The 13731-nt window shown below is 72.3% G+C and carries 11 protein-coding genes; 6 read left to right on the forward strand and 5 right to left on the reverse strand.

Annotated elements, in window-relative coordinates; genetic code table 11:
* From MYF83_RS39255 to MYF83_RS39265, 3 genes are all read right to left on the reverse strand, one after another.
* The coding region (locus MYF83_RS39255; RefSeq protein WP_248965890.1) for a PfkB family carbohydrate kinase at positions 1–373 on the reverse strand (373 nt) is incomplete at its 3' end.
* Positions 374–590: 217 nt separating this feature from the next.
* Complete coding sequence (gene nagA / locus MYF83_RS39260; protein ID WP_248965891.1) at positions 591–1727, reverse strand: N-acetylglucosamine-6-phosphate deacetylase; 1137 nt, start codon at positions 1725–1727, stop codon at positions 591–593.
* A complete protein-coding gene (locus tag MYF83_RS39265; protein ID WP_248965892.1) occupies positions 1724–2620 on the reverse strand; it encodes an SIS domain-containing protein in 897 nt (298 codons plus the stop codon). The genes nagA and MYF83_RS39265 overlap by 4 nt, the downstream gene beginning before the upstream one ends.
* A 120-nt stretch (positions 2621–2740) precedes the next feature.
* Between MYF83_RS39265 and MYF83_RS39270 the strand changes: the two genes are divergently transcribed.
* Complete coding sequence (locus MYF83_RS39270) at positions 2741–3511, forward strand: DeoR/GlpR family DNA-binding transcription regulator (protein ID WP_248965893.1); 771 nt, start codon at positions 2741–2743, stop codon at positions 3509–3511.
* 367 nt (positions 3512–3878) lie between these two features.
* Entirely contained in the window at positions 3879–5612 is a 1734-nt protein-coding gene (locus MYF83_RS39275; protein WP_248965918.1) for a glycerol-3-phosphate dehydrogenase/oxidase, read from the forward strand.
* 192 nt (positions 5613–5804) lie between these two features.
* Here the strand turns inward: MYF83_RS39275 and MYF83_RS39280 are convergent, their stop codons facing one another.
* Positions 5805–8057 (reverse strand): beta-propeller domain-containing protein, encoded by a 2253-nt coding sequence (locus tag MYF83_RS39280; RefSeq protein WP_248965894.1) that lies wholly within the window; start codon positions 8055–8057, stop codon positions 5805–5807.
* Positions 8058–8203: 146 nt separating this feature from the next.
* On the opposite strand from MYF83_RS39280, the gene guaA reads away from it, so the two are divergent.
* The 4 genes from guaA (at position 8204) to MYF83_RS39300 (ending at position 13096) form a co-directional block, all read left to right on the forward strand.
* Positions 8204–9769, forward strand: coding sequence for a glutamine-hydrolyzing GMP synthase (gene guaA / locus MYF83_RS39285; protein WP_248965895.1), 1566 nt, complete (start codon positions 8204–8206; stop codon positions 9767–9769).
* Between the two features lie 161 nt (positions 9770–9930).
* The gene (locus tag MYF83_RS39290; protein WP_248965896.1) at positions 9931–11298 is read left to right on the forward strand and encodes an acyltransferase family protein; all 1368 of its coding nucleotides are present in this window, start codon (positions 9931–9933) and stop codon (positions 11296–11298) included.
* Positions 11299–11459: 161 nt separating this feature from the next.
* Positions 11460–12617, forward strand: coding sequence for a DUF2157 domain-containing protein (locus MYF83_RS39295; protein WP_248965897.1), 1158 nt, complete (start codon positions 11460–11462; stop codon positions 12615–12617).
* Positions 12614–13096 carry a GDYXXLXY domain-containing protein gene (locus tag MYF83_RS39300; protein ID WP_248965898.1) on the forward strand — a complete coding sequence of 161 codons (483 nt, stop codon included), beginning with the start codon at positions 12614–12616 and terminating at the stop codon, positions 13094–13096. The genes MYF83_RS39295 and MYF83_RS39300 overlap by 4 nt, the downstream gene beginning before the upstream one ends.
* Before the next feature lie 196 nt (positions 13097–13292).
* On the opposite strand, the gene MYF83_RS39305 is transcribed toward MYF83_RS39300, so the two are convergent.
* Positions 13293–13523: a DUF397 domain-containing protein gene (locus tag MYF83_RS39305; RefSeq protein ID WP_248965899.1), complete on the reverse strand. Its 231-nt coding sequence runs from the start codon at positions 13521–13523 to the stop codon at positions 13293–13295.
* Positions 13524–13731 lie beyond the last annotated feature (208 nt).

Genomic DNA, 13731 nt, shown 5'->3' on the forward strand with positions numbered 1-13731 from the left:
AGTGGTGGTCGTGGGTGCGGTCGTGATCGGGCGTGTGGGGGTCGGGGGCGGGGAGGGGAGGTGAGGCCGGGGACGGCGGGGAGGGGGTGTCGGAGATGGCGAGGGTGGCGCGGGATTCGGCGGCGATGGGGGTCAGCGCCGACAGCAGGCCTGCAGCCGCCAGATCGGCCTGGATCGCCGACCCGGACGCGCCGCCTGCGAGGCCCGCCACCACGACCTCCTGGCCGAGGGCGGCGAGGACCCTGGCGACGTTCACTCCCTTGCCGCCGGCCCTGCGGTGCACGGCGTGGACCCGGTTCACCCCGTTCCAGTCCACGCCGTCGACCACGTACGTCACGTCGAGCGCCGCGTTCAACGTCACCGTGATGATCACGCGCCGGCTCCGAACGTAAAGGCTCCCTCGTACCGTTCGTGTCGCATGGGGCGGTGTTCGTAAACGTTTGCCGGGTTGTTCGCCGTATGGGGGCGCCGGTATCGCCGTACCGCGTCTCGCCGTGTCGGCGCCGGGTGGTGGAGCAGCGTGTGGGGTGGGGGAGGGGAGCCCGCCCGGTGAAGGTATCCGGCCACCGCGGGGTGGTGGGGGGTGGGGGTCATGGGGAGGGGGTCCAGGTGCCTTGTTTCATTACGCGGTGGACGGTGAGGTCCTCGTTGAGGACGACCAGGTCGGCGTTCTTGCCTACGGTGATGGAGCCGACGCGGTCGTCCACGCCGAGGACGCGGGCGGGGGTGAGGGAGGCCATCTCGGCGGCGGCGGGCACCGGCAGCCCGACCTCCTGGACGGTGCGCCGGAAGGCGACGTCCATGGTGAGCGTGCTGCCGGCGATGGAGCCGCCTTCGACCAGCCGGGCGGCGCCGCAGGACACCCGCACGTCCATGGAGCCGAGCCGGTAGGTCCCGTCGCCTATGCCGGCCGCCGCCATGGCGTCGGTGATGAGCGCCGCGCGGCGGGCGCCCGCGGCCCTCTCCGCCAGCCGCAGCATGGCCGGATGGACGTGCACCCCGTCGTTGATCAGCTCGACCGTCACCCGCTCGTCCTCCAGCAGCGCGGCTACCGGGCCGGGCTCGCGGTGGTGGAGTGAGGGAAGGGCGTTGAAGAGGTGGGTGGCCACGGTGCAGCCGGCCTCGATGCCGGCGATGGCCTGCTCGTAGGTGGCGTCGCTGTGCCCGAGGGCCGCGATGACGCCCTCCGACACCGCCGCCCGGATCGTGTCGAGGCCACCGGGCAGCTCGGGGGCGATGGTGAGCATCCGGACGTGCCCGCGCCCGGCTTTCAGCAGGTCGGCCAGCTCGCCGACGGAGGGGTCGCGCAGCAGGGCGGGGTCGTGGGCGCCGCAGCGCGACCTGGCGATGTAGGGACCCTCGAAGTGAATGCCGGCCAGGAGCCCGTCGTCGCACAGATCGGCCAGGGCGGCCGTGGCGCGCACGAGGTCGGGGAGCGAGGCGGTGACGAGGCTCGCCATGATCGTCGTGGTGCCGTGCGCGGCGTGGAAGGCGGCGATCCGCCGCGCCTCCTCCTGGTCCCCGGAGGGGAAGGACCCTCCGGCGCCGCCGTGGGTGTGGATGTCGACGAAGCCGGGGACGACGTACCGTCCGCCGAGGTCGTGCCCGTCGCCTCGGGGAGCCTGGCCGTGGCCGATGTGGGTGATGCGGCCGTCCTCGATGGTGATCCAGCCGTCGTGCATGCCTTCCGGGGTCACCACGCGGGCGCCGGAGAGTGTGATGCTCATGGGGACAGGATCACAGATCGGGTCAGGTGAAGCGGCTGGTCGGGGTCCAGTCCGAGGGCGTGCGCGCGTGCCACCGCGACCCGCTGCACCCGCACCAGTTCGGCCATCGGGTCGCCGTCGCCGCCGACGAAGGTGCCGCCCGCGCCGCGCACGTCGTCGGCCAGCCCTTCGGGGGCGGTGCCGAGCATCCAGGTGACGCGGCCGGGTCCGGCGATGCTGATCGGGCCGTGCCGGTACTCCATGGCGGGGTACGCCTCGGTCCACGAGCGTGACGCCTCGCGCATCTTGAGCGCCGCCTCCTGCGCCAGCCCGCAGGTCCAGCCCCGGCCGAGGAAGGAGAACTGCTCGGCGGCGACGAACTCTTCGGCGACGGGCTCGGCGATCGCGCGCTCGGCGTCGGCGACGGCCTGGGTGAGGTCCTCGCCGAGGTGGGCCCGGAGGAGCGCGAGCTGTGTGGTGGCGAAGCGCGTCTGGACGACGGACTGCTCGTCGGCGAAGTCGAGCACGACCACCTCGTCCGCGAGGGTCATGACGGGGGTGCCTGGGTCGGCGGTGATGGCCGTGGTGGGAGTGCCCTCGAGGCGGCGCAGGAGGTCGAGCACCTCGGTGGTGGTGCCGGAGCGGGTCAGCGCGAGCACCCGGTCGTAGGCGCGCCCGGGCGTGTCGCCGGAGCCGCCGAGCGGGGCCTCCGAGGCGGCGAACGCGTCGGTCTCGCCGTGCCCGGCCTGTTCCCGCAGGACGGCGTAGGCCTGGGCGATGAACCAGGAGGTGCCGCAGCCGACGACGGCGACGCGCTCGCCCGGCCGGGGAAGGGTGGCGCTCGCCGCCAGCTCCGTCGCGCGCTTCCAGCAGGCCGGCTGCGACGCGATCTCGATCTCGGTGTGCGTTGTCACGGGCCGGTTCCTCCTGTTTGATTTGTTCTGCACTTTTTATAGCAGAAATGAGCACGATTATGCATCGGGTGAGCAGCGTCCTGATGTATATGCCCGCATGGTGTGCGACGCTTTGGGACCATGAGCCGGTATGAACGCTGGAACGCCCTGCTGGAGCTGCTCGCTCAGCAGGGGCGGTTGACGGTCGAGGAGGCCGCCGACACCCTCCGGGTCTCGACCGCGACGATCCGGCGCGACTTCGACGAGCTGTCCCAGCAGCAGATGCTCATGCGCACCCGCGGCGGTGCCGTCGCCCAGAGCGTCAGCTACGACCTGCCGCTCCGGTACAAGACGGCCAGGCACGCCGGAGAGAAGCAGCGCATCGCCGAGGCGGCGGCCGCGCTGGTCCCGCCCGGGGCCGTGGTCGGCATGAACGGCGGGACGACGACGTCCGAGGTGGCGAGGACGCTCGCCGTGCGGACCGCGCCCGGCGGCCAGATCACCGTCGTGACCAACGCGCTCAACATCGCCGCCGAGCTCACCGTCCGCCAGAACGTCAAGCTCGTCGTCACCGGCGGTGTCGCCCGCCCGCAGTCGTATGAGCTGATCGGCCCGCTCGCCACCGGGGTGCTGCAGCAGGTCACCCTGGACATCGCCTTCCTCGGCGTCGACGGCATCGACGCGAAGGCGGGCGCCTCGGCGCACCACGAGGGAGAGGCGAGCGTGAACCACCTGCTGATCGGCAGGGCGGCCCGCGTCGTCGCGGTCGCGGACGCCTCCAAGGTGGGCCGCACCGCCTTCGCGAAGATCTGCGGCATCGACCAGATCGACACGCTCATCACCGACGCGGGCCTCCCGGACGCCGACGCGGCGGCTTTCACGGACGCGGGCGTCGAGGTGATGAGAGTCTGAACGGCCAGGCGGCGGCGGGGCGCGGTGAAAAGATCTACCGGGCAGGGAGTGTGGCTGGTGGGACGGACAGTGGCCGGTGATGGAGAAGGCCACGGAAGAGTCGCTTCCTGTGACCAGTGCCATGCCCGGGTGGAGTCCGCTCATCGCATGCAGGTATCTACTCGCGGGTAGAAATGGGACAACACGCGACAAGCCGCACCCCAGGGGGTCGCAGATGACAGCGCACACAGCCGGCGGGGTCGAGCCGGGCACGGACGGGAGTGCCGGGGAAGGCGACTTCGCGGCGCGAAGGGATGGCGTGAACGTGGAGCGTGACGACGCCCGGATCTGGCGGCACGGTGCCGAAGTCGAGGTCCGGGGCGGGGGAATGCACTCGGCGCGCATGGGACCCGAGGAACGCTCGGCGGCGCTGACCTGGATGGCCGACCCCCAGCACGAGCTGGACGTGTTCGTGGTGGGCGGCGGCGTGGTCGGCTCCGGCGTCGCGCTGGACGCGGTGACCCGCGGGCTGTCCGTCGGCCTGGCCGAGGCGCGTGACTTCTCCTCCGGCACCTCCTCCCGCTCCTCCAAGCTCATCCACGGCGGGCTGCGCTACCTGGAGCAGCTGAACTTCGACCTCGTCCGCGAGGCCTTGCAGGAGCGGGCACTGCTCCTCCAGCGCATCGCCCCGCACCTCGTGCGGCCGGTTCCCTTCCTGTTCCCCCTCACCCACCACGCCTGGGAGCGGCCCTACGTCGGCGCCGGCCTGGCGCTGTACGACACGCTCGGCTTCTCGACCGGGCTGTCGCGTGGCGTGCCGGGGCACCGGCACCTGTCGCGGCGCCGCGCCCTGCGGCTCGCGCCGGCCCTGCGCAAGTCCGCGCTCACCGGCGCCGTGCAATATTGGGACGCCCAGGTGGACGACGCGCGGTACGTCACGACGATGCTGCGGACCGCCGCCTCCTACGGCGCCCACGTCGCCTCACGCACCAAGGTCGTCGGCTTCCTGCGCGAGGGGGAGCGGGTCACCGGGGTACGGGTGCGCGACCTGGAGACCGGCGCCGACCTGGACATCCGTGCCCGGCAGGTGGTCAACGCCACCGGCGTGTGGACCGACGAGATCCAGGAGATGGTCGGCGGGCGCGGCCAGATCCACGTCCGCGCGTCCAAGGGGGTCCATCTGGTCGTGCCGCGTGACCGGATCCATTCGCTGACCGGCATCATCCTGCGCACCGAGAAATCGGTGCTTTTCGTGATCCCGTGGGGCCGCCACTGGATCGTGGGCACGACCGACACGCAATGGTCGCTCGACAGGGCCCACCCCGCCGCCTCCCGGCAGGACATCGACTACGTGCTCGACCACGTCAACGCGGTGCTGTCGGTGCCGCTGACCCGCGACGACGTCGAAGGCGTGTACGCGGGCCTGCGCCCGCTGCTCGCCGGCGAGTCCGAGGAGACCTCCAAGCTGTCCCGCGAGCACGTCGTCACCCATCCGGTCCCCGGCCTGGTGATGATCGCGGGCGGGAAGTACACGACGTACCGGGTCATGGCCAAGGACGCGGTCGACGCCGTCGCGCACGGGCTCGACCAGCGGGTGCCCGCGTCCTGCACCGACAAGATCCCGCTCGTCGGGGCGGAGGGCTACCAGGCGCTGTGGAACTCCCGCCACCGGCTGGCGCGGTCCTCGGGTCTGCACGTCGCCCGCATCGAGCACCTGCTGCAGCGGTACGGCTCGATGATCGACGAGGTGCTGGCCCTGATCGAGCAGGATCCGTCGCTGGGCCGCCCCCTGTCGGGCGCCGACGACTACCTGCGCGCCGAGATCGTCTACGCGGCCACCCACGAGGGCGCGCGCCATCTCAACGACGCGCTCACCCGCCGCACGCGCATCTCGATCGAGACCTTCCACCGCGGCACCGCCGTCGCGCAGGAGGCCGCCGAGCTGATGGCCGGGCCGCTCGGCTGGGACGCCGACCAGGTCAAGCGCGAGGTCGAGTACTACGCCAAGCGCGTCGAGGCCGAGCGCGCCTCGCAGGAGCAGGACACCGACCAGGAGGCCGACGCCATCCGCCTGGGCGCCCCCGAGATCGTCCCGTGGGAGCCGGAGACCAAGCCGATCTGACCGGCGGCACGACGACCTGAGGGGCGGAAGGCCGCAGGGTGATCCGCCCGCCGGCACGCCCTCGGGCGGGCCCTCGGGCGGCCCGGAGCGGGCGTGTGTGCCGTCGGCCGCACGCTCCGGTTCCCTCGCGAAAACCGGAGCGGTGCGGCCCGGCATCCCGGGCCGCACTGCGCGGTACGGCCCGGAAGCTCCTCACCCGGCGAAGGGGAGCCAGCCCCGGTCGGCCAGGGTGGTCGCGTCGCTGGCCTTGAGCCCGGTGTCCGACACCGTCCACAGGGTGTCCCCGATGACCAGGCAGCGCTGGATCGTCGGGGTGGCGGGCGCGAAGCCGCTCGGCGCGGACGGCTTCGGATGGGTGATCACGCCCGTCTTGGTGATCGCGCCGTCGCCGACCTTCAGCACCAGGGCGGCGGTCTGGTAGTCGTCGGTCCTCTCGCCCCAGCTGCTCAGCGGCAGCACCGCCTGGCCGGTCGCGGGCCAGTAGAGGAACGCGTGCGGGTCCCACTCGGCCTCAGAGCCGGAGTTCTCCTGGTGGTACTGCGCCAGCCTGGCCGGCTTGGCCGGGTCGCTGACGTCGAACAGCGAGACCTGCGTGCCGAGCGTCCTGCCCTTCTCGCTCGCCTCCTGCCCGATGCCGATCAGCCGCCCGTCGCCGGCCGGGTGGAGGTAGGCCGAGTATCCGGTGATCTTGAGCTCTCCCGTGACCTTGGGCCGCGCCGGGTCGCGCAGGTCCAGCGTGTACAGCGGGTCCACCTGCTTGAACGTCACGACGTACCCGACGGGGCCGATGAAGCGCACCGAGTAGATCCGCTCGCCGTTGCCGAGCCCGGTGACCTGGCCGACCTTGGCCAGCGTGTCGGCGTTGAGCACGTAGACCGCGCTCGTGCTCTTGTCGGTGGTCATGCCCTCGTCACCGGACGACGTGGTGGCCACCCGCAGGTTCCCCTCGTAGTCCGACAGCGAGTACTGGTTGAGCAGGCGTCCGGGGACCACGCCGGAGGCGACGTACCGGGGTGCTCCCGTCCCGCTGATGTCGAACCGGTGCACCTCGGTCTGCTCGGGCGGCGCCTGCTGGACCGTCGCGCTCGGCGTCACGGTCGGTGTGGGCGTCCCGGTCCGGGTGTCGCTGGGGACGGGCGTGGCCGTCACCGTCACGGTCGCGGTCGGTTCTGGGAGCAGGGAGGGCATCGACGGGTCGTTGCTCGGCTCCACCTTCTCGGCGGGAGGGGTGGTGGGCTGGTCCTTGGGGGCGACGGTCGCGGCGGAGGAGGAAGGAGCCGCGCCCGGAGCGGCCGGGCCCGAAGCCGCCGTCTCGGGGGTCGCCGTGGCCGAGGCGGCGCCCGGAGCGGTCGTGCCGGTCGTGTCCGGGGCGGGCGCGGCCGTGTCGGGCGCCACGTCGGTCACCGGCGTGTCGTCGATGAACATGCGCCGGAACCACCAGCGGGGGTTGCTGGCGACGTACATGCTGGTCGGGGTGGCGTAGACGGTGTCGCCGTCGGCGGCGACGCTGATCGGCTCACCGGCGCCGAGCCCGGCTTCCAGGTCGATCGTGTGCACGGTCAGCATCGAGGTCCCGGTGTACTCCTTCGGGTGGCTGACCCGCTCACACGGCACCTTCTCCTTGCGGGCCTTCCCGTCCGGCCCGCTCACCTCGTACGCCGGGAGCCAGGCGTCGATCGGCGCGGCGCGTACGGCGTCCCGGTTGCGCTTGGTCAGGTCGGCCTCGGGCTCGTTCGGGCGCGCCTCGGGAAGGGTGATCTCGGGCTGGGACCTGACGACGACCCGCACGGTCGAGCCGACCATGCGGGCGTCCACGTGGGCCCCGGAGGTCGTGATCGACCCCAGGACCTTCATCTCCTTCAGGTCGACCAGCGTGTACTGGGGCCCGGCGGGTCCGGCGGGACGCTTGGCCATGGCTCCCAGCGGGATGATCCCGCCGCCGGAGAAGAGCACGAGCGCGCGGTCGCCGTGGACCAGCAGGTTCCCGGGGGCCCAGCCCTGCTCTTTGGGCACGAGCCGCAGGGTGCCGGTGACCTTCTTGGTCTCGGCGTCCACCACGCGGAGCACTCCCTGCGCGTAGGTGATGATCCGCTTGCCGTCCGTCTTCACCAGGTCCGGCTCGTCGACGCCCGCCTCGTGCACGTTCGTGGTGGAGTAGCTGGGTACGGACTTCGCCTCGGCGGTGGCCAGGGAGTCCGCCTGCCTGCCGGTGGCGGTGTAGATCGGGCCCCCGCCGATGCCCCAGGGGCCGACGTTCTTCGCGGTGGCCTCGCGCAGGCCCTCCAGCATGTCGTCGCAGCTGGTGTAGGCGACGAGCTTGACGTTGCCCAGCGCCACAGGGGCCCCGGCCGGGGGAGTCGTACCACCCACGCCGTCCGTGCAGGCCGTGGCGACGAGCCCGACGGCGAGCGCGACGGCGGCGGCCGTACCGATCGAAGTCCTCATGCCCCTACGACGCATGCCAGGGTGGCGCGGTTCATGGCGGACGGGCGACGATCTCGGACGGGATTCCGGGGCGAGGGACGGCGATCTTGAGTGGCGTTCCGGGGGAGATGGGCGCCGATAGACTGTGAGGACCGCGGTGTCTTTTCATGGGGGTCTTTCCGGTGTCTGAGTTCGACACGGTCCTTGTCGTCGACTTCGGTGCGCAGTACGCGCAGCTCATCGCGCGCCGGGTCCGTGAGTGCCACGTGTACTCCGAGATCGTCCCTTCGACGATGCCGGTGAGCGAGATGCTCGCCAAGAACCCCAAGGCCATCATCCTGTCCGGCGGCCCCGCGTCGGTGTACGCCGAGGGTGCCCCCGCGGCCCCCGAGGGGCTGTTCGACACCGGGGTTCCGACGTTCGGCATCTGCTACGGCTTCCAGGAGATGGCCCGCGTCCTCGGCGGCCAGGTGGCGCAGACCGGCATCGCCGAGTACGGCGGCACGCCGCTGACCGTGGGCAGCGAGGGCGTGCTGTTCGCCGGGCTCCCCGCCGCCCAGTCGGTGTGGATGTCGCACGGCGACAGCGTCACGGCCGCTCCTCAGGGCTTCGAGGTCACCGCGTGGACCCCCGACACCCCGGTGGCGGCCATGGAGTGCCCCGAGCGGGGCCTGTACGGCGTGCAGTTCCACCCCGAGGTGCTGCACTCCGAGCACGGCCAGGCGGTGATGAAGCACTTCCTCGACGCGGCGGGCTGCCGCCCCAGCTGGACCATGCTCAACATCGTCGAGGACGCCATCGAGGCCGTCCGCGAGCAGGTCGGCCCCGAGGGGCGGGCGATCTGCGGGCTGTCTGGCGGGGTCGACTCGGCAGTAGCCGCCGCGATGGTCCAGCGGGCCATCGGCGACCGCCTGACCTGCGTGTTCGTCGACCATGGGCTGCTGCGCAAGGGTGAGGCCGAGCAGGTCGAGCGTGACTTCGTCGCCGCGACCGGCGTGAAGCTACGGGTCGTGGACGCCGCCGAGCGGTTCCTGAAGGCCCTGTCCGGGGTGTCCGACCCGGAGGAGAAGCGCAAGATCATCGGCCGGGAGTTCATCCGGGTCTTCGAGGACGAGCAGCGCGCCATCCTGGCCGACGGTCCCGTCGACTTCCTCGTCCAGGGCACGCTCTACCCCGACGTGGTGGAGTCCGGCGGCGGCACCGGCACGGCCAACATCAAGTCTCACCACAACGTCGGCGGGCTGCCGGACGATCTGATGTTCTCCCTGGTCGAGCCGTTGCGCACGCTGTTCAAGGACGAGGTCCGCCGGGCGGGCGAGGAGCTCGGGCTGCCGCCGGCGATGGTGTGGCGCCAGCCGTTCCCCGGCCCCGGGCTCGGCATCCGCATCGTGGGCGAGGTGACCCAGGACCGGCTGGCGATCCTGCGCGAGGCCGACGCCATCGCCCGCGAGGAGCTGTCGCGCGCGGGTCTCGACCGGGACATCTGGCAGTGCCCGGTGGTGCTGCTCGCCGACGTGCGCTCGGTCGGCGTCCAGGGCGACGGGCGCACGTACGGCCATCCGGTCGTGCTGCGGCCGGTGACCAGCGAGGACGCCATGACGGCCGACTGGTCCCGCGTGCCCTACGACGTGCTGGCGCGCATCTCCACCCGCATCACCAACGAGGTCCGCGAGATCAACCGCGTGGTCCTGGACGTCACCAGCAAGCCGCCGGGCACCATCGAGTGGGAGTGACCGGCGCCGCGGCGGCGCCGGAGGGGTGACGGTATCGCCTGTCAGAAACCGATATATCCCGTCAAAACGGTATCGCCGCCCATAAAGCGACATAACGGGCAAAGTGGAATGAATGCCGGGGCTCACGTTTCGAACGGCGGCGACCCGGTAAATTCTGGCAAATGCTCACGGCTCAGCCGCGCACCGCGCCGACCTCCGCCGGTCCGGGTCACCCCCGGCCCAGGCTGGCGTGGCTGGACGCCATCAGGGGCCTGGGCGCGACGGCCGTGCTGCTGGAGCACATGTTCTACCGCTTCCTGCCGGGGCTGCGGCCCACATGGTTCCACCTCGGCACGTACGGCGTGCTGGTGTTCTTCCTGGTCAGCGGGTACATCATCCCAGCCTCGCTGGAGAACGGGGGCGACGTCCGAGCGTTCTGGGTCGGCAGGTTCTTCCGGCTCTATCCGCTGTACCTGCTGGTCATCGGGCTGGTGCTGGCGTCGCTGCCGCTCGTGCCGCTGCGGGAGGCCGTGGTCCCGGACGCCGCCACGGCCGCCGCGCACGCCACCATGCTCCTGGACGTGGTCGGCTCGGGCGGTGTCGCCGACACGATGTGGACCCTCTCCTACGAAATGGTCTTCTACCTGCTGGTCACCGTGCTGTTCGTGGCCGGGCTTCACCGGCGCAGCGGCGCCTGGGCCTTGGCGTTCGCCGCCGTCTCGCTGGTCGTCGGCCTGTTCCTCGCGGCTCCCGTCCTGGCCCGCGGGCCCGCGGCCTTCGTCGCTCTCGCCGTCTTCGCCGCCGGTCTGGGGTGCGTCGTCGCCGGGTCGGGCCGGGTGCGGCAGGCGGGCGCGCTGCTCCTCGGCGGCCTCGCGGTGACGCTGGTGCTGCTCGGCAGCCGCACGCCCTGGCTCGGGCCGGCGATCATCGCGGTGATGTTCGCCGGGACCGCGATCCACCGCTGGGAGCGCGGCCGGATCTCCGCCCGCCGGGAGGACGGGCAGGTCTCCGGCCACCAGCAGGACGCGCAGGTCTCCGGCCACCAGCAGGACGGGCAGGTCTCCGGCCAGCGGGAGGGCGGGAAGGTGTCCGGCCGCTGGGGACGCGGCCAGATGTCCGGCCTGCGAACGGTCGTGGCCGTGGCGCTCGTGCTGGCCGTCATCCCGTTCTTCGCCTTCCCCTCCGGGGTGTGGGCGTACCCGAGGGTCTGGATCACGACGCTGGCGCTGGCCGTGGCGACCTTCGCGGGCGGCATGGCCCTGCGTCGCCGGGCCGTGCCGCGTGTGCTGGTCGGGCTCGGGGTGATCAGCTACTCGGTCTACCTGCTGCACCATCCGCTGCTGAAGCTCTTCCTGGCCCTGTTCGGCGACCCACGGGAACGGCCGCCCGTGGTGCAGGGCCTGCTGGCCGTCGCGTTCCTGGCCGCCGTGCTGGCGGTGAGCGGGCTGACGTACCGCTACGTCGAGCGCCCGATGCAGCGCGCGGGCCGCCGGCTCGCTCAGGCGTGGGCATCGCCGCCCCCGCGCGACATGTCCGATTCGCGGGCATGACGGGATATAAGAGACGATCGGTCGCACCGTTCCCGCCGTCCGGCGGCCAGGCATACGTTCCGCGCCGCATGTGAGGGAGCGGTCCCGGCGAAGCTCACGGGTCAGGCCGAGCTTGGCCGATCGGCCTTCCATGAACGGGGAGGCGAAGGGAGAAGTGCGGCATGGAACCGACGCGGATCCGCGTCCCCGCCCGGCGGCTCGCGTGGCTGCGGAGCGAGGTGGCCCGGTGGCAGGCGGAGGGCGTCATCGACGACGGCACGGCCGCCCGCATCACCGATCGTTACGTCCCTGGCCGCCGGCTGAGCCTCGAACGCCTCGTCTTGCTGCTCGGCGGCGGCTTCCTCGGAATCGGGCTCATCTGGGTCGTGGCGGCCAACCTGGACCAGATGTCGCCTCTGCTGCGCTTCGTGGGGATCACCGTGGTCTGGCTGGCCGCCGCCGTCCTCGGTGAGGTCCTCACCGGTCCGGCGGTGCGCCAAGCGGCGAGGCTGGTCACGGTGCTGGCCGCCGGGGGAGTGGTCTTCCAGGCCGCGCAGAGCCTGCAGGTCCCGGCGTACACCTCCGGCCTGCTGGCCGTATGGGCCGGTGGCGCGCTGGCGTACGCGTACGCGACCCGCGCGGCCGGCCCCCTGGTCGTCGCCCTCGCCATCGGCGCGGTCTGGTACGGCTGGTGGGTCTCCGAGCAGACGGGTCCGGGGGGCGTCGCGGTGGCCCTGCTGGCCGCGGGGGCGGTGGCGCTGTCCCTCGCCGTCGTCCACGACCGGGCGGGACCCGCGCCGTTCGCGGCGCCGTGGCGGCTCGCCGGGTTCGTGCTCGCGCTGACCGGCCTGTTCGTCGCCGCGTTTCCCGGCATCCGGCAGGAGGACATGTACGCCTCCGTCGCGCTGTGGTCGGGCCTGGTAGCCGCCGCCGTCGCGGCCGGCGCCGCGCTCCTCCTCGGCGACCCCGGCGGGCGGCGCGAGGTGCTCGCGGCCGCCGTCATGATCGTGGGTGCGCTCGGGCTGGTCGCCTGGTCGCCCGGCGACCCGTTCGGTCCCGGCGGCTTCAGCGCCGCGCAGACGGCTCGCGCCTTGGTCGGCACGCTGCTCTACGTTCTGGCGGCGAGCTGGTTCGCGGCGGTCGCTGCCCGGCGGGACGCCACCTATCTGGTGTTCATCGCCACGGCCGCGCTCGTGGTGTTCGTGACGGCACAGAGTTTCGCGGTGTTCCAGCCCCTGCTGTCCGGAGCGGCGCTCTTCCTCGCCCTGGGCGTGATCTTCATCGTCACAGGGACGCTCGCGGAGTACGGGCGCCGCCGCCTGATGGAGGTGACGAGGTGAACCGGCCTGCGCTGACGTCCCGCCCGGTCCTGGTGGCCGCCGCGCTGCTCCTGCAGGTCGTGCTGCTCGTGGTCGCGGTCCGCCCGCAACTGTCCGCCCGGCTCGGTGGGACGGAGTACCGTCTGGCGGTCGCTCCCATCGACCCGATCGACCCGTTCCGGGGCGCGTACGTGATGCTGCGGTACCCGGACCTGCCGGAGGCCGACAACGAGCCGGCCGGAGAGGTGTTCGTGCCGCTCGCGCGTGACGGCGGGCTGTGGAAGGGCGGGCGCCTGGAGCGGCGGCGTCCGGCCGACCGGCCCTACCTCGCCTGCCGTACGAGCGGATACGGGAGGCTCGACTGCGGGGTCGACAGCCTCTTCCTGCCCGAGGACAAGGCCCGCCGGGTGCAGGACGAGCTGGCGGCCGACCGGGCGGCGGCGGTGCTCAGGATCGACGCGGACGGCAACGCCGCCCTCGTCGACGTCGTCCCCCGCTAGCGCGACGTCCCGCGAACGTGCGCCGAGTTGCCCGACGTACGGCGGCGCCGACTTCGCCGTACCGCTTCCCGCCGTCGCGGCGCCGACTTGGACAAGCGTCAGACGGGGCGAAAGGGGGAGGCCGCGCGGTGAAGGTGGGTGGTCTTCGCGCCGACAAGTTGGGCCGTACTCGCTGGTGTGGCGGGTAGGGCGGCGCTCAGTCGTCGAATTCGCCGTCCCGGACGCCGAGCACGAAGGCGTTCCACTCGGCGGCGGTGTATCTCAGCACCGTGCCGTTGGGGTCGGAGGGATTGCGTAGCGCGACCGCGCCGCCGGGCAGATAGGCGATCTCGATGCGGTCGTCCGAGGCGCTCCCGGGAGCGCTGAGCCAGGTCGCGTCCGAGATGTCCAGGGCGTACAGCTCTGCCTTCTCGCGTACGTCGCTCATGCTCACCCTCATGGTCTGCCGGATCGGGCTGGGGAATGGCGGTCCTCACCGCTGCGCGCGGCTACGAAAAGGTTACGGGACGGCGTGGGCCGCCGCCATCCGATTGACCCGAGGGCGCCGGGCGCGGTGCCGGCCCGCGCCGGTTCCAGCCGCCTACCGGCGCCGGTTCCAGCGGTCGGCCCGCGCCGGCGCCTACCGGCGCCGGTTT

It is taken from the genome of Sphaerisporangium perillae, from assembly GCF_023276435.1.
Taxonomy (GTDB): domain Bacteria; phylum Actinomycetota; class Actinomycetes; order Streptosporangiales; family Streptosporangiaceae; genus Sphaerisporangium; species Sphaerisporangium perillae.